This is a genomic window from Shewanella saliphila (assembly GCF_014648295.1).
Classification (GTDB): Bacteria; Pseudomonadota; Gammaproteobacteria; order Enterobacterales; family Shewanellaceae; genus Shewanella; species Shewanella saliphila.
Window position 1 is genome coordinate 22,825 of sequence record NZ_BMQV01000043.1, and the last position, 17,429, is coordinate 40,253.

The 17,429-nt window shown below is 43.3% G+C and carries 12 protein-coding genes; 6 read left to right on the forward strand and 6 right to left on the reverse strand.

All coding sequences use genetic code 11. From position 1 onward, the window contains the following. Window positions 1-59 precede the first annotated feature (59 nt). From IEY48_RS16620 to IEY48_RS16630, 3 genes are all read right to left on the reverse strand, one after another. The gene (locus tag IEY48_RS16620; protein WP_188922340.1) at window positions 60-2,774 is read right to left on the reverse strand and encodes a bifunctional acetate--CoA ligase family protein/GNAT family N-acetyltransferase; all 2,715 of its coding nucleotides are present in this window, start codon (window positions 2,772-2,774) and stop codon (window positions 60-62) included. 204 nt (window positions 2,775-2,978) lie between these two features. Further along, window positions 2,979-6,167: an efflux RND transporter permease subunit gene (locus IEY48_RS16625; protein ID WP_188922342.1), complete on the reverse strand. Its 3,189-nt coding sequence runs from the start codon at window positions 6,165-6,167 to the stop codon at window positions 2,979-2,981. 5 nt (window positions 6,168-6,172) lie between these two features. Next, window positions 6,173-7,357 carry an efflux RND transporter periplasmic adaptor subunit gene (locus IEY48_RS16630; RefSeq protein WP_188922344.1) on the reverse strand — a complete coding sequence of 395 codons (1,185 nt, stop codon included), beginning with the start codon at window positions 7,355-7,357 and terminating at the stop codon, window positions 6,173-6,175. A gap of 176 nt (window positions 7,358-7,533) precedes the next feature. Between IEY48_RS16630 and IEY48_RS16635 the strand changes: the two genes are divergently transcribed. Continuing rightward, window positions 7,534-8,094, forward strand: a complete 561-nt coding sequence (locus IEY48_RS16635; protein ID WP_188922346.1) for a GNAT family N-acetyltransferase — start codon at window positions 7,534-7,536, stop codon at window positions 8,092-8,094. Window positions 8,095-8,106: 12 nt separating this feature from the next. On the opposite strand, the gene IEY48_RS16640 is transcribed toward IEY48_RS16635, so the two are convergent. From IEY48_RS16640 to msrA, 3 genes are all read right to left on the reverse strand, one after another. After that, the gene (locus IEY48_RS16640) at window positions 8,107-8,943 is read right to left on the reverse strand and encodes a GGDEF domain-containing protein (protein WP_188922348.1); all 837 of its coding nucleotides are present in this window, start codon (window positions 8,941-8,943) and stop codon (window positions 8,107-8,109) included. Between the two features lie 347 nt (window positions 8,944-9,290). Beyond that, window positions 9,291-10,244, reverse strand: a complete 954-nt coding sequence (gene trxB, locus IEY48_RS16645) for a thioredoxin-disulfide reductase (RefSeq protein WP_188922350.1) — start codon at window positions 10,242-10,244, stop codon at window positions 9,291-9,293. Window positions 10,245-10,445: 201 nt separating this feature from the next. Further along, window positions 10,446-10,925, reverse strand: coding sequence for a peptide-methionine (S)-S-oxide reductase MsrA (gene msrA, locus IEY48_RS16650; RefSeq protein ID WP_188922352.1), 480 nt, complete (start codon window positions 10,923-10,925; stop codon window positions 10,446-10,448). Window positions 10,926-11,140: 215 nt separating this feature from the next. Between msrA and astE the strand changes: the two genes are divergently transcribed. From astE to nadA, 5 genes are all read left to right on the forward strand, one after another. Further along, window positions 11,141-12,169: a succinylglutamate desuccinylase gene (astE, locus tag IEY48_RS16655; protein WP_188922354.1), complete on the forward strand. Its 1,029-nt coding sequence runs from the start codon at window positions 11,141-11,143 to the stop codon at window positions 12,167-12,169. A 156-nt stretch (window positions 12,170-12,325) separates the two neighbouring features. After that, entirely contained in the window at window positions 12,326-13,504 is a 1,179-nt protein-coding gene (locus IEY48_RS16660) for a thiamine pyrophosphate-dependent dehydrogenase E1 component subunit alpha (RefSeq protein WP_188922356.1), read from the forward strand. Between the two features lie 2 nt (window positions 13,505-13,506). Next, a complete protein-coding gene (locus tag IEY48_RS16665) occupies window positions 13,507-14,484 on the forward strand; it encodes an alpha-ketoacid dehydrogenase subunit beta (protein ID WP_188922358.1) in 978 nt (325 codons plus the stop codon). Between the two features lie 9 nt (window positions 14,485-14,493). Then, the gene (locus IEY48_RS16670; RefSeq protein WP_188922359.1) at window positions 14,494-16,071 is read left to right on the forward strand and encodes a dihydrolipoyllysine-residue acetyltransferase; all 1,578 of its coding nucleotides are present in this window, start codon (window positions 14,494-14,496) and stop codon (window positions 16,069-16,071) included. 123 nt (window positions 16,072-16,194) lie between these two features. Then, window positions 16,195-17,262: a quinolinate synthase NadA gene (nadA, locus tag IEY48_RS16675; RefSeq protein WP_188922361.1), complete on the forward strand. Its 1,068-nt coding sequence runs from the start codon at window positions 16,195-16,197 to the stop codon at window positions 17,260-17,262. Window positions 17,263-17,429: the final 167 nt, after the last annotated feature.

Genomic DNA, 17,429 nt, shown 5'->3' on the forward strand with positions numbered 1-17,429 from the left:
TTATAGTCAATAAAAAGGCCAGCAGTCAATCTGCTGGCCTTTTTGCTTAACGTATTAGCTTAAGCGTTAGTTTGTTTATCTTCGTTTTCTAAGTCCATATGCATTTTAATTAGATGCTCATCCATATCAAACGACACGGTAAAACCTAATGATTTGGCTAAACTGGCCATATTACGGTTTTCAAACATGGTGAAACCGGTTAAGTACAAGGTATTGTTGTTTTTGTAATAAGTAATCAGTTTTTCGAGCAGTAGCTTCCCTAGGCCAATCCCTTGGTAATCGCTGCGGACAGCCATCGCAAACTCTGCCTCGGTATTATCGGGGTCAATAGAGGCTCTGACTGCACCTAAGGTTAACTCTTCACCCTCTGCGGTTGTGGTGGTCGCAATAAACGCCATTTCACGCGCATAATCGATTTGAGTGAGTACGGCCATCTCTTCATGGGTCATCCTTGAACGCATTCCAAAATAACGTTTGTACCTGTCTTCATCGCTCAATGAATTATCAAACTCTAAGTGCTTGGGCTCATCTTCTGGCAAGATGGGCCTTAACATAACGGTTAAACCATTTTTAAGCGTCGATGTTTGTTCTAACTCTTTGGGGTAAGGCATGATAGCCAAACGACCAATATTGTCTTGTGGACTGTCATGCAAGCGCATATTGACATCTAACAAGGTGATTTTTTCGCCCGCGGCTAACACGGGGTTGATGTCTATTTCAGCAATTTCTGGGCAGTCGATAACTAACTGAGATATTTGGGTCAACATAAGACATAGCGCATTCATGTCCAGGCCCAGCGGTAAATGCCTGTCGCGCAGCTTATTGGTTTTAAGTGCTTGAATCACCATGTAACGCGCTAAGGCCATATTCAGTGGTGGCAATGCTACTGCGGCATCGCGGGTAGGATCCCATTCTGAGCCACCTTCGCCAAGACAAATCGCAGGGCCAAATACCGGATCGTTAATCACCGACACGCGGATTTCTTGTGCGCCTGCCGTTAACGCCATTTTTTGAATAATCAATCCATCTATTTTAGCTTTGGGATTTATTTGATGAACCCTGTCGATAATCGAATGCGCTGCATGGCTGACATCGTCATCTGAGGTTAAATTGAGCACCACGCCGTGAACATCTGATTTATAGAGTAGGTCAGGTGACTGTACTTTTAGCGCGACCGGGTAACCCGCGCTATTGGCGACATTAACCGCTTCGTCAACATCACTGACAAACCAAGTATCAATGGTGTTTAACCCATAGGCTTTTAATATATCAACCGCTTGATGGGTTTCTACCACCGTTTGTCCGCGGTCGAGAGCCTGTTGTAATAAGGTTTTGGCGATATTGCGATCGGCAGGGATATTGTCGGGGATCGACAACGGCACTTCTTGCAATAATTTTTGGTTCCGGCGGTATTCGACCATGTGCATAAAGGCCCGCACAGCCCCCTCTGGGGTCCGATACGTAGGAATGCCGGCTTTAGTAAAGCGTTTGCGCCCTAGATAGGCCGAGTCTTCACCGCTCCAGTTGGTTAAAATATTTAACTTATGCCGATTCGGGTTTTTATTAATCGTGTCAATGATGCTTGTGGCAATCTCGACACTTTCAGCCAATATTGACGGCGAATGCAACACTAAAATCGTGTCGGCATCATTACTATTCATTAAAATCTCGAGAGTTTTAGCATAGCGCTGGTGGTCTGCATCGCCAATCATGTCGATAGGATTTTGCCTTGACCAGGTGTCAGGCAAAATGGTGTTGAGTTCGTTAATGGTGTTGTCAGACAATTGCGCTAATTTACCGCCTTTAATAATTAACTCGTCAGCCGCCAAAACCGCAGGGCCGCCGCCATTACTCATAATGATTAACCGCTCACCTTTTAATGTGGTTGAGTGGGCAAGGCTTTCTACTGCGGCAAACAGTTCGATTAAATCATTTACCCGCAACATCCCTGCACGACGAAACGCCGCTTCATATACGGCATCATTACCACCAATGCCGCCAGTATGGAGCATGGCAGCTTTAACGCCTTCATGACTTCGGCCAGATTTAATCACAAAAATGGGCTTGTTACGTGCCGCAGCCCGAGCGGCAGATAAAAAGTGACGTTTTTCACTAATGGAATCAATATAAAGCATGATTGCGCTGGTTTTACTGTCACGGCCTAGGTAATCAAGCAGCTCGTCAAAGTCGATATCGGTGGCATCACCGAGCGAAATAAACGATGAAAAGCCAATGCCTTTATTGTTGGCCCAATCTAACACTGTGGTACAAATGGCTGCTGATTGAGACACAAAGGCAATCTTGCCAGGTATGGCACCAGCATGGGCTAAACTGGCGTTTAATCCGATGGGCGGTAAAATCATCCCGAGGCTATTGGGTCCCAATAGCCGCATACCATAACGTTTAGCATATTGTTTGGTGAGTGTGAGCAAATCATTACCGTGCTCGTCGGTTTGTAACGCCATACCTGAGGCCATAATAATGGCCACTTTACAGCCAAATTGGGCTAAACGTTCAACAATGCTGGGTACTTTTTGGGCGCTAGTACATATGATGGCTAAATCAGGTTTAATGGGCAGGGCTTCAATATTAGGGTAGGCAAGCACCCCCATTACCGCAGTGTATTTTGGGGTTACGGGCATTATCGGCCCTGAAAAACCACTGGATAATAGGTTTTTCATAATGCCTTTACCGGCACGTTTATCCCCATTTGATGCACCAATAACCGCCACTGACGTGGGTTTAAAAAGGGAATGAATACTGCGTTGGCTCATATTGGTGTCCTATGGCGATAACCGATGCTAATCAGATTAGCATATTCTCAGTAAATTGATGATGTTGCACTATTTATTATCATCAATTTATCTCATCGCGATATCACGTCGCCATGCACACAGCTAGCAAGCCAATTACATTTTTCGAGGATAAAAAAAGGGGCCTTACAAATAAGGCCCCTTAATCATTTATCGCTGTGAGTGCTAGTTTTGTTGTGACTCTTCTAGCTTGTTATTTGGCGTGGCAGGTGAGTAAATACCAATAATTCGTGAAATTAAAGCCTTTGAATCTTCAATGGCAATATATAAACATGGAATTAAACACAGGGTTACCACGGTGGCAAATAACACCCCAAAGGCTAATGATACTGCCATTGGGATCACCATTTGCGCCTGCATGCTGGTTTCAGACATGATAGGTACCAAACCGATAAAGGTGGTTAATGAGGTTAACATAATCGCTCTGAAGCGTTTACACCCCGCATTAAGTACGGCTAATCGCATCGGTACGCCAGCTTTACGTGAGTTATTAACATAATCGACCATCACCAGTGAGTCGTTAACCACCACCCCGGCAGCGGCAATAATGCCAAAAATCGACAGGGCACTTAAATCAATGCCTAAAATGATATGACCCATTACTGAGCCAATGACCCCAAACGGAATAACCGACATTATCATCACAGGTTGAATGTATGATCGTAGCGGAATGGCTAATAAGCTGTATATCACTAACATTGACAAGATAAAATCGCGCAGCTGGGTATTTGCGCTATCAAGCTGTTCTTGGATATTGCCCGACACTTCACTGCGAACTTGAGGATATTTAACCAGAAGTTCAGGAATAAAGTTGTCGCGAATATCTTTGGCAAGCTTGAAGGGTTCTGCTTGTTCAGCATCGACCGAGCCCCACACATTAATGGTACGGCTGCCGTTTTCACGGCGGATGCTATTAACCCCTTGAACCACTTTAATGTCAGCCACTTCAGATAATGGCAATTCGCCACCTTGTGGGGTTTTTATCAATACATCTTGTACTAGTGAAATCGAGTTACGTTGCTCTTCAGGGTAGCGCAGCATGACTTTGATTTCTTCGCCATTACGAATAATACGCTGGGCTTCGAGACCATAAAAACTGTTGCCGACTTGCGAGGCAATATTGGCTAAGGTTAAGCCTAATGCGTTTGCTAACGGTTTTAATTGGAACTGCACCTCTTTGGCACTCGATTGACGACTGTCGTTGACATCACTCACGCCTTTTAAGCTGTTGAGTTTATCTTTTAACATTATCGAAGCCGCAATCAGTTGCTCTTCATTGTTGCCTTCTAGCCTAAAGCTGATGTCACCGTCTTCACGGCCGCCCCCGATTAAGCTGTCTTGAATGGTGAATGACTTAACCCCAGGAATTAACGGCATGGCTTGGCGCCATAATTCAGCTAGGGCGAAGGTGTCCATTGGGCGTAACTCTGGGTCAACTAATTTGGTCATCACTTCTGCATTAGTTTGGCCTTTTAGGTCAACTTGCATGTCAGAAATCATTCGTTGGCCGTATTGCTGTTCAACCTCTTTATCGACTTTATATAAGGTTTCTTCAATGGCAAGCGCTGCGGCTAAAGTTGCTTTTTCTGACGCATCCACGTTCATTTCGATGTTGATGCGTGGGAAATCATGGGGGATTTTAGGTTGACCAATAAAGCGAACCAAACCGCCACCATAAAGACCTGCACACACTAAAATCAAACTGATAAATAGCATGATCACCGCATAACGATATTTAATCGCTACTTCAAGTGTTGGACGGTAAACATTATTGATGTATTTAGACAAATTACGGTCGATGAAGCCTTGTACAAAGTTGATGCCATTACGCAACCAATCCAAAGGATTCTTTGAACCTGCTTTAACAACCTTAGGTTTTTTCATGTGAGCTAAATGCGCAGGCAGGATCAGTTTTGATTCAACAAGCGAAAATAACAAACATAAAATAACGACATATCCAATGGCTTGGCCAAAGGCTGAAGAGGGGCCGTCATCCATAGTAATAGGTAAAAATGCCGCGATGGTAGTCAACACACCAAAGGTGGCTGGCATCGCCACTTTTTGCACCCCGCGGATCACGCTTTCAATACTTTGGCCGTGTTCTTCGGACTCGCTGTGGGCGCTTTCACCCATCACAATCGCATCATCGACCACAATACCGAGCACTAAGATAAACGCGAATAAACTGATGACATTAATGGTGACATCAATAAATGCCATTGGCATAAACAGTAGCGTACCGAGGAAACACACTGGTAAACCCATCATCACCCAAAATGCTAAACGCACTCGTAAGAATAATGCCAGCATTAAGAATACCAATACCGCACCGCTTTTCATGCTGTCTAACATCAACTGCAAGCGTCCGTCGAGGTAGTAGGTCATATCTACCCAAGGCTCTAACTTCACACCTTGTGGTAAAACTTTCTGCTTTTTATCAACATAGGTACGAATAATTTCAGCAATATCGGTAATACTTTGATTTCTTGCGGCGCCAATAAAGAAGGTAACAGAGTTTTTACCGTTGAATTTAGAGTATTGAATGCCTTCTTCAAAGCCATCATCAACTACGGCTATTTCACCTAATGATAATTTGGTACCGTCATCTAATGTCAGTAAGGGTAATTCTTCAAACTCATAACCGACATAAGCTTGATTTTGAACGCGTAAATTAATGTAGCCGTTTTCAGCTTTAATTTGCCCGGCTGACATATTGCGTGAATATCCTTGCACCGCTTGGGCAACATCATTAAATGTTAGTCCATATTCGCGCAGCTTATCTTTGCTGACTTCGATGCTAATTTCATAACCCAAGCCACCGTAATATTCTGAAATATTCACATTGGGCAGTTGCATGATTTCGTTGTGAATTTTATCGCCCAAATCTTTCAGTTGGCGCTCGGACATATCACCATAAAGACTTAAGTACATCACTTCTTGTCTAAATTTGATCCGTTCAACTTTGGGCGGCTCCATGTCGGCCGGGAAGGTTGATATTGAGTCAATCTCAGATTTGATTTCATCTAGCACCACTAAAGGATCGTACGACTCCTCAACCTGAAAATAGCCCTGAGCCATGTTCCGGTTTGAGTAAGTAATCACCCGTTTTAAGCCTTGAATACTTTCAAGTGCTTGTTCAATTTTAATGGTGATGCCTTCTTCTACTTCTTGGGGGGCAGTACCAGGATAGACGGCGCTAAATTCAATCCAGTTAATTTCAACTTCTGGAAAAAATTGCTTTCGAATGGTGCTCGCGGTGAGTAAACCGCCTAATAATATGATGATCATTAGCAAGTTTGCTGCAACACTGTTGCGAGCAAACCAGGCTATGAGTCCTTTGTGAGTATCAGCCATGATTATTATTCACCTTCCATCGCAAGTTCAGAGGCATCTTTTTCTGCTTCTTTTTGCAGAATGCGGTCTTCGGGTAGCGCTACTTTCATACCATCAATAGGGTAGTCAAGGGCAGAGGTAATCAGTTGCATACCGTTTTCGAGCCCGTCAGAGATAACCACGTTCGCGCCATCTTGGCGGATAACCGTCACGGGTTTATAACGTAACGTTTTTTCAGCATCCATAATGGCCACTGTACCGTTTATCACTAAATGACGAGGCACAACGGCAACATTACCCGCTTTAAGCCCTGTGACTTCTGCAGTGACATAGGTACCGTAGCGTAATTCTTTTTTGTTGGTATTTAAGCCGTATGGATCGTCAACTTCAGCTACCAGGTAAGTCATACGACTTTTGCTGTCAACCACGCCTTCGCTGCGCACAATCTTACCGGTCCAGGTGTGTTTACTGCCGGCAAAATTGCTATATAAATTTACCGAAGTACCTACACCTTTTGCTTGTAAATATTGCATTTCTCTATCGGCGATAGGTAAGCGAATTTCGGCTTTGTCTGTGTTGAGCACTTTACCAATCATGCTGCCTTTGCTGACATATGAACCTAAGCCGATGTCACGCGCTTCGATTAATGCATCATAAGGGGCACGGATCACGGTTCGTTCTAAATCTCGTTTTGCGCGGTTTAAGCTAGCTTCAGCACTTTTGAGTTTGGCGATCTCTTGGGCTAATTGCGGCTTACGCAGACTTAAGTCCGTCGGTTTTTGATTGGTAATATCTGCCCAATCTCTTATGGCCACTTCACCATTTGCGCGTTCTTGCACTAAAGAGGCTTTTGAGGAAGCAATATTGGCTTCGGCATCAAGTAGGCTTGATTCATAATCGCTAGGATCAATTTTGGCCAATACTTCACCTTGTTTAACAAATCCACCTTTAACAAAGTTTGGATCTAAATAAATAATTTCACCACCAACTTGGGCAACTATCTCAGTGGTGTATTTGGCATTAACCACACCATACGAATCAACGTTAAAGGTCATAGGCTGATAGATAATCTCTTTAACAGACACTAATGGTGTGGTATCGACTGGAGGTTTCTCTTCTGGTGGTTTTTTTAATGCAGAAAGCCCAACCAGACCGGCAACGCCAATGCCTAACACCACAAACGGTAAAATTATCTGTTTTTTAGTAGCCACAATGCTTCCTTTTAAGTGATTTTGTATTGCAGTGTCTTCCCAGCAAACTGCAACTAATCTATTTTCTATTTTATATGTTAATCGAAATGTTTCTTGTTTGTTGTGTCAATGTGTAAACTTGTGTTTCAGCCAAGATTGATTTTTAACCATATTGTAATCGGTTAACAGGAAACAACATGCAAATAGCCAATACGCCTAGATTACAACTGTCACTATTAACCCTTAATGACGGTGCATTATTGTTTGAATTAGACCAAGATGAGCGGGTAATGCACTTTTTAAATGGCGGCATTAAAACCACGCAGAAACAAGTTGATACTGTGATGCTGCCAAGGTTAGCGCAATATTTAAACCCAGAAAAAGGTTGGGGCTTGTGGAAGGTCCAAGCACTTGATTGCGCAGAAAATGATAAATACCAATTAAGTGGTCAATATTTGGGATGGATTTTAGTCAGGCCGATGCATTTTTTTACCCAGCCAGAGCCCCAAAACATTGAGCTAGGCTGGCGTTTTAAGTATGCCTGTTGGGGAAAAGGTTATGCGACAGAAGCGGCTAATGCTGTGATGCAAGCAATGAGTACATTGGATGAAGTGACGCATATTAGCGCGGTGGCCGTTGAAGATAATCTTGCATCCATTGCGATTATGAAAAAGCTCGGAATGCAATTTCAATATAAACGACTTCACCGCGATCCCCTTGGTGATACCGAAGCCGTGTTTTATCAAAAAGCGGTTTAAGTTGATTAAGCATCAACAAATAAAAACTTGATTACGTCCATTATTTTTAGCCCTATACAATGCAGTATCTGCATTTTTAATAAGACACAAATAGTCTTTACATTCAATACTCAGCTCGGTGACACCAATACTGATAGTGACTTTAACCGATAACGCTTCTTGGCCAGATTTACTGGGTATGGTTACCTGTGTATTCTCGATATTTTTTCTTAGCCGCTCTGCGAGTTTATACGATGTAGAGACTTGGGTTCCGGGGAGAACAACTACAAATTCTTCACCTCCATAGCGGGTGACTACATCTGAATCCCTCAGTGATTCTTTTATATCTTTAGCGATGTTTTGTAGAACGAGGTCGCCGACTTGGTGGCCATAATTGTCATTGATACTTTTAAAATGATCGATATCTATAAGGCAGACCGACAAAGGTAAAGTGAAGCTCTGGGCTTTAGTGGTTTCATTGTTAAGGTAACTATCGAGATATCGCCGGTTAAAAATACCAGTGAGTGGGTCGGTGATATTTTCTTGCTTGAGAATATATATCTGCATGATATCTCTAGTTGTTTTTAGAGATAAGTTACAGACGATGTAGACAAAAATTGCACCGAGAAAAAAGATGATAGGCACAATGAGATCAGTCTTGCCGGAAATATTGACATAACTATATTTTGCATATAATCCGTAGCTGATAACAAAAAATAAAATGAGCAGTAATAAAACCCCCCAACTGTGCTGCAACCTGCCTTTAGGTAAAAGACCTATAATTTTCCAGACAAGCGTCATTGCAATTGCGAGTAAAAATGCCGCAAATATAATCAGTCCACTCCCCAGCAGAGGTAATATTTCGCTCATGTTCAGTCCTATTGTTATTTTATTTAGAACTAAATGGATTTTAACATTCAGTATAAACCGTGCTTGTTATCGCCAAGGTTGAATGTTAACAGTAAGTTTATGGTATCAGATCCCGTAAAACATAGCGTGATTGAGTTCAATATTTCACCTATTTGGTGGCGCAGATAGTCAGTGGGAGCCAATATATTTTAACAAGGTTGTAGTTAGTCAAATTATGAGGAAGTGATACCGCGGTGACAATAATGATGATTAATTGTTCTGTATAAATTTAAGACAATAAAAAAGAGCAGAAAATCTGCTCTTTTTTGTGCTTCTCTCACTCAGTGATGCATGAGTGAATAAAAGAATTACTTTTGTGCGTCTAGGAAACGTTCAGCATCTAATGCTGCCATACAACCTGTGCCGGCAGAGGTGATAGCTTGACGGTAATGTTGGTCCATTACGTCGCCACAAGCATAAACACCTTCAACGCTAGTTTGTGTAGCGTTGCCTTGAAGACCACTGTTTACTTTTAAGTAACCGTGGTTCATTTCTAACTGGCCAGCAAAGATACCAGTATTTGGACTGTGACCAATGGCCACAAATACACCAGCAACGTCTAAATCGGTAACAGAACCGTCTTTAGTGCTCTTCTTTTTAAGACCAGTTACACCCATTTCGTTACCTGTGACTTCTTCAAGTGTTTGGTCTAGGTGTAAAATGATGTTGCCGTTAGCCACTTTGTCCATTAGACGGTTGATCAGAATTTTTTCTGAACGGAAACTGTCACGACGGTGAATTAAGTGTACTTCAGAGGCAATGTTACTTAAGTAAAGTGCTTCTTCAACTGCAGTGTTACCACCACCAATAACAGCCACTTTTTGGTTACGATAGAAGAAACCGTCACAGGTTGCGCAGGCAGACACACCACGGCCCATAAACGCTTCTTCAGATGGCAGACCTAAATACTTAGCAGACGCACCAGTGGCAATAATTAAAGCATCACAGGTAAACTCGCCATTGTCGCCTTTTAAACGGAAAGGGCGCTCAGTAACATTAACTTCGTTGATGTGATCGAAAATAATTTCGGTATCAAACTTTTCAGCATGCTTTTGCATACGTTCCATTAACGCTGGACCGGTTAAGTCTTCTGCATCGCCTGGCCAGTTCTCAACTTCTGTTGTCGTGGTTAATTGGCCACCTTGCTGCATGCCTGTGATCATTACAGGTTTTAAATTTGCACGTGCAGCATAAACTGCAGCGGTATAACCCGCAGGGCCAGAACCTAAAATTAGTAGGTTAACGTGACGAGCTTCACTCATGATTTTGTTCTCCGATAACATGCCTTAAGCAATTTGCATGGAATTGTATGGAATTTACATCGGCGGGTAAAGGGAAGTTAACGGTAGGAAATCGATTGCGCTAATCTATTGTGTAAATATTATTGTTCAGGCTGGGAAATGGTGTTCATAAACCAGCCTGAATTGCTGATAAAATTGGCTAGAGGCTTAATGTTACAGCGATTAATAGACTAAATGACACGTGGGTAGATTATTTTTTTCTAAATAATTCTGGTGATACTCTTCTGCCACATGGAATGTTTGCAATGGCACTATTTCAGTCACAATATGGCGTTGGCCCCATTTCCCACTGCGCGCTAATGCCAGTTTAGAGGTTTCAGCCTGGCCTTTTTGCTCTTTGTCGTGGAAAAATATCGTGCTGCGATATTGGGTACCAATGTCGCCACCTTGCATGTTGAGCATGGTTGGGTTGTGGTTTTTCCAAAATACATCTAAAAGCTCGTTGTAGCTGACGACTTCTGGGTCAAACTCAACTTGTACGACTTCTGCATGGCCGGTAGCACCTGTTTTAACTTCTTTATAGGTAGTCGAACTGTCTTTGCCACCCATGTATCCACAAGTCGCGTTATTCACGCCATTAATTTCACGAAAAAAATACTCAACACCCCAAAAACAACCTGCACCAAATGTTGCTAACGCCATGACATACCCTTAAAACAATATAGAAGTCTAGATGGCTATAATTGTGTGGAATATTTCGCTGTTTTGCAAGTAAACTTTGCTTAATAAATAAATCTAACTTATAGCAACAATAAAATACGCTAGGGCTATGATAGAATCCGCGCCAATAAGTGCAAATGAATCCACAGGTACGTGGCATTTATAGCGCCGTATAATAATGAAACAAGGAGTTGATCGTGTTATCTGATCTTATGATAAACAATGATTTTTTAGCTTATACCTTAGCAAACCCAACTCAATTACCTGCCGCGTATGACTTTATGTTGGGCCAACACACTCGCGTTGAAGTACTAGACACTGGGGTGATCGTGTTTTCTCCCGCCACAGCCAGTAAAGATATTGTGTTGTCGTGTGCGGTACACGGTAATGAAACTGCCCCCATCGAAATTTGTAACCAACTCATTAGCGATTTACTCAACCAGCGTATTATTGCTAAACAACGTGTGATGTTTTTGATAGGTAATCCAGCGGCCATCCTTAACAAAACCCGCTTTATAGACGAAAATATGAACCGGTTATTCAGCGGCGCTCATTCAAAAGGTGAGGGCTTAACCCACCCAGAGCGCCACCGTGCGAAAATGCTTGAGCAGTATGTGGCAGGCTTCTTTAATGCTAACAGTGACCGCCAACGGATCCATTACGATTTACACACGGCTATTCGTCCATCAAAGCATGAAAAATTTGCCATTTATCCATACCGCCCAGGTCGTGCATTCAGCGGCGAGCAAATGATGTTCTTAGCTGATTGCGGCGTTGACACCATTTTATTCCATCATGAACCCACCACTACATTTAGTTATTACTCTTCTGAGCAATTTAAAGCAGATGCTTTTACTGTTGAATTAGGTAAAGTCATGCCATTTGGCCAAAACGATATGAGTCGTTTTGCTCAAACTCATACTATGCTTGAAAAGTTGATTACTGAACCACAGTTAACCCCTGTTGAGTTTGATCCTGGCAAGGTCAATTTGTACAAAGTATCACGTTCGATTAATAAGCATTTTGATGACTTTGCGTTTAGCTTTGCTGGTGATGCAGAAAACTTCAGTGCTTTTAGTCAAGGTGAGGTATTAGCCACAGAAGGTGGACAGCAAATTATGGTACAACATCCGCAAGAAGCCATCGTGTTTCCGAATGCCAATGTACCGATTGGACAACGAACAGTGCTTTGTTTAGTGCCTGCACCGAACGAGTCAATCTTGTAGTCGTAAAGCAATATATACATGTTAATCGTGAGTAAAATGCGTTTACAGCGAGAGTAGGTATTGATAGGTAGTTTACGTTAACGTAATGTCTACTCGCATAGTATAAATAGAGCCTTGTTTATAGTGAACATGGCTCAACAATAACAAGAGCATAATATGAGCAACGCACCACTGACCAATGAAACAGTGCACCGTGTCAGCTTCTTAGACAAAGCGTCATTGCACATCCCCATTTTGCGTATTTTGCAAGCTGACGGCACCACGTATGAAAATGCCGTATTACCCGTTATCGACAAGCCTTTAGCCGATAAAATATTCGACACCTGCGTTTTCACACGCGTACTAGACGAGCGTATGTTGGGTGCGCAGCGTCAAGGCCGTATTAGTTTTTATATGACCTGTACCGGTGAAGAAGCTTCAATTATTGGTAGCACTGCCGCCCTCGATAAAGATGACGTTATTTTAGCTCAATACCGTGAGCACGCCTCATTGCGATATCGCGGTTTCAGTACTGAACAATTTATGAACCAAATGTTCAGTAATGAAAAAGATTTAGGTAAAGGGCGTCAAATGCCAATCCATTACGGCAGCCGCGAGCTCAATTATCAAACCATTTCGTCACCATTAGCAACGCAGATCCCGCAAGCTACAGGCGTGGCTTACGGCATGAAGTTACAAGGTAAACGTAATGTTGCCATTTGCTATTTTGGTGAAGGCGCTGCATCAGAGGGTGATTTTCATGCTGGCTTAAACATGGCTGCAGTATTGAAAGCACCGGTTATTTTCTTCTGTCGTAACAATGGTTATGCCATTTCAACGCCAACAGAAGAGCAGTTTGCTGGTAACGGTATTGCCAGTCGTGGTGTGGGTTATGGTATGCACACTATCCGTGTAGACGGTAATGACATGTTAGCTGTGTTAGCCGCCACCCAACAGGCTCGTGCATACGCATTAGAGCATAATGCCCCGGTATTAATTGAAGCCATGACCTACCGTTTAGGCGCGCATTCATCATCAGATGACCCATCTGGCTATCGCTCAAAAGATGAAGAAGCCAAATGGCAGCAACACGATCCGGTTAAACGCTTTAAATTATGGATGATTAATAAAGGTTGGACTAACGAAGCTGAAGAAGCCTCGTTATTTGAACGTTATCGTGAAGAAGTATTAGCTGCCGTAAAAGTGGCTGAGAAATTGCCTATCCCGAAACTGGATGAAATCATCGAAGATGTGCTCGATAAACCGACTCCAGCGCTTAAAAAGCAGCTTAAAGAGTTAAAAGAGCATATTAATAAGTATCCAAAAGCCTATCCAAAAAGCGCAGGGAGACTCTAATCGTGGCTCAAATGAATATGTTACACGCCATCAATGAGGCGTTATCAATAGCCATGAAAGCCGACGAGCGCATGGTTATTTTTGGTGAAGACGTAGGCCATTTTGGTGGTGTTTTCCGTGCAACTTCTGGCTTGCAAGAGCAATATGGTCGAGAGCGTTGCTTTAATACTCCATTAACCGAACAAGGTATAGCTGGCTTTGCCAATGGCCTGGCTTCTTATGGTATGACGGCTGTTGCTGAAATTCAGTTTGCTGATTATATTTTTCCGGCATTTGATCAAATCGTCAACGAGTCAGCTAAGTTTCGCTACCGCAGTGGTAATCAATTCGATGTGGGTGGATTAACGTTCCGCACACCTTATGGTGGTGGCATTGCCGGTGGTCATTATCATTCACAATCGCCAGAAGCTTACTTTACGCAAACACCAGGATTAAAAGTGGTGGTGCCGCGTAATCCTGAGCAAGCCAAAGGTCTGTTGTTAGCTGCAATACGCGATCCAAACCCGGTAATTTTCTTTGAGCCAAAACGCTTGTATCGTGCCTCAGTAGGCGAAGTGCCAGCGGGCGACTACCAAATTGAGCTGGGTAAAGCTCAAGTGGTTAAGCAAGGTCGCGACATTACTGTGCTTGCATGGGGCGCGCAGATGGAAATTGTTGAAAAGGCCTGTGAGCGTGCTGAAAAAGAAGGTATTTCATGCGAAATTATCGACTTACGCACCTTAGCGCCTTGGGATGTTGACACGGTTGCCAAATCTGTGACCAAAACCGGTCGATTGTTGATTAACCACGAAGCGCCGCTAACCGGTGGCTTTGCCGGTGAAATCGCTGCAACAATTCAACAAGAGTGTTTCTTATCGCTAGAATCGCCAATCAGTCGTGTGTGTGGATTAGATACTCCGTATCCGCTCATTCATGAAAAAGAATACATGCCTGATGAATTGAAAACCTTCGAAGCCATCAAGGCCTCAGTGTCGTTTTAGGAGTAAGATATGATTAAAGATTTTATTTTACCCGACATCGGTGAGGGTGTGGTTGAATGTGAATTAGTCGATTGGTTAGTTAGCGAAGGTGATATTGTCACTGAAGACCAACCGATTGCCGATGTGATGACCGATAAAGCGTTAGTGCAAATTCCAGCACCGCATGCTGGTAAAATTACCAAGTTATATTATGCCAAAGGCGATATTGCCATTGTGCATCAACCGCTTTATGCCGTCGAAATGGATAGTGATGATACCGGGCACGCTCAAACTCCTACTGCAGAGGTTACCCCTATGGTTGAAGCGGGAGTGGCAAGTGTCGCAACTGAGAACCATTCGAACATAGAAGACTTTTTACTCCCCGATATTGGTGAAGGCATTGTTGAGTGTGAACTAGTTGATTGGCTTGTTGAAGAAGGTGATGTGGTGGTTGAAGATCAACCCATTGCTGATGTGATGACCGACAAAGCGTTAGTGCAAATACCCGCAATGAAAGCCGGTAAAATTGTTAAATTGCATTACCGTAAAGGCCAACTTGCTAAAGTGCATTCACCGTTATTCGCTATCGAAGTGGAAAGTGAAGACGTGCCAATGAGTCCAGAGGCAGAGCAAGTGGCTCAACAAGCTGCAAGCAAAAGTGCGCCTGTGACTGGTGAGCCCGTTGCGCAAGGCAAAGCTTTAGCCAGTCCTGCAGTACGACGTATGGCTCGCTCACTTGATATCAATATCGCACTTGTTGTTGGCAGTGGTAAAAACGGCCGAGTTTATAAAGAAGATATTGAACGCCATCAACAAAGTGGCGCTCAGCCTACTGTCACGACTACGGCTCCTGCAGCATCCAATGTTAGCACAACAGAAGTGGCCACCATTAGTCAGTCTGGCGCAGATCGCGTTGAACCTATCAAAGGCGTTAAAGCGGTGATGGCAAAAATGATGGTGGAGTCTGTATCGACTATTCCACATTTTACCTATTGTGAAGAGTTTGATTTAACAGAGTTAGTGACTCTGCGTGAAGAAATGAAACAACGTCACTCAAGTGATGAAGTTAAGCTGACAATGATGCCGTTCTTTATGAAGGCCATGTCACTTGCCATGATTGAGTTTCCAATACTGAATAGCCAAGTGAATGCAGATTGCACTGAGCTGACCTACAAATCACGACATAACATTGGTATGGCTGTTGATTCAAAAGTGGGCTTATTGGTACCCAATATTAAAGATGTACAAAGCAAATCCATTTTAGATATTGCCGCTGATATTACCCGGTTAACGACTGCGGCTCGCAGTGGGCGAGTAGCGCCAGCAGATTTAAAAGACGGTACGATTTCAATCTCTAATATTGGTGCATTAGGTGGCACAATAGCGACGCCAATCATTAACAAACCTGAAGTGGCTATTGTGGCATTAGGTAAGTTACAGGTATTGCCACGCTTTAATGCCAAAGGTGAAGTTGAAGCCCGTAAAATTATGCAAGTGAGCTGGTCTGGCGATCACCGTGTGATTGACGGTGGCACCATTGCTCGTTTTTGCAACCTGTGGAAACATTATTTAGAGCAACCGCAAGAAATGCTTTTAGCAATGCGTTAAGCATAATCGCAATGAGATAGTTTACATTAGACTAACTTAGCCTAAAGGACGCATAAAGCGTCCTTTTGTTTTTAAGCTCTTTTTCGTATAATACTCTGATATTGTCATTAGATTGGAACCTGTATGAGTCTGTCGGCACCTAAAATTGAAACTATTGAGTATCCGTTTCCACCCAAACCTGCCGTGTTGTCTGACGCTGAAAAAGCACAATATAAAGCACGAATTAAACAATTATTGATCGACCAAAATGCGGTGTTAGTTGCCCATTATTATACCGATCCTGAAATTCAAGCTTTAGCAGAAGAGACGGGCGGCTGTGTATCTGACTCGCTCGAAATGGCGCGTTTTGGCCGTGATCATCCAGCAAAAAAATTGATTGTTGCTGGGGTTAAGTTTATGGGCGAAACCGCCAAAATCTTAAGTCCAGAAAAAACCATTTTAATGCCAACCCTTGAAGCAACCTGCTCATTAGATTTAGGTTGTCCTATCGAAGAATTTAATGACTTTTGTGATGCTCACCCAGACCACACAGTGGTGGTTTATGCCAATACCTCTGCTGCAGTAAAAGCGCGTGCAGATTGGGTGGTAACCTCGAGTATTGCTTTAGAAATTGTAGAACATCTAGACAGCCAAGATAAAAAAATCATTTGGGCTCCAGACCGTCACCTAGGTTCATACATCAACAAGCAAACTGGCGCAGACATGTTGTTGTGGCAGGGCGAATGTATCGTGCATGATGAGTTTCAGGCAAAAGCATTACGTGAGCTTAAAAAGCAGCATCCAACGGCAGCCATTTTGGTTCACCCCGAATCACCAGCTAGCGTGGTTGAACTTGCCGATGCTGTAGGCTCTACCAGCCAGTTGATTAAAGCTGCGCAAACCATGGAAAATGACACGTTTATTGTGGCCACCGACCGCGGTATTTTTTATAAAATGCAACAAGCGGCGCCGGGTAAAACATTGCTCGAAGCGCCAACTGGCGGCAACGGTGCAACGTGTAAAAGCTGCGCCCACTGCCCATGGATGGCGATGAACGGTTTACAAGCCATTGAACAGTCATTGATCAATAGCGATAAAACCAATCACGAAATCTTTGTTGATGATGAGCTGCGCATTAAGGCGCTTATCCCACTGACCCGCATGCTTGATTTTGCCAAAGAGTTAAACATGAAAGTGAAGGGCAATGCTTAATCAGCGTTTAGTTAAGCAAACATAAAAGAGCCGACATCGAGTCGGCTTTTTTGTTTGCCCAGCGAAGCTGGCAAACCCGTCAGGTTGAAAGAAACCTGAATCACCCCGACTGAGGGGAAGATAATCCGAATGGCAAGGGCGTTGCTGGCCAACGGCAGGGTCTGAAG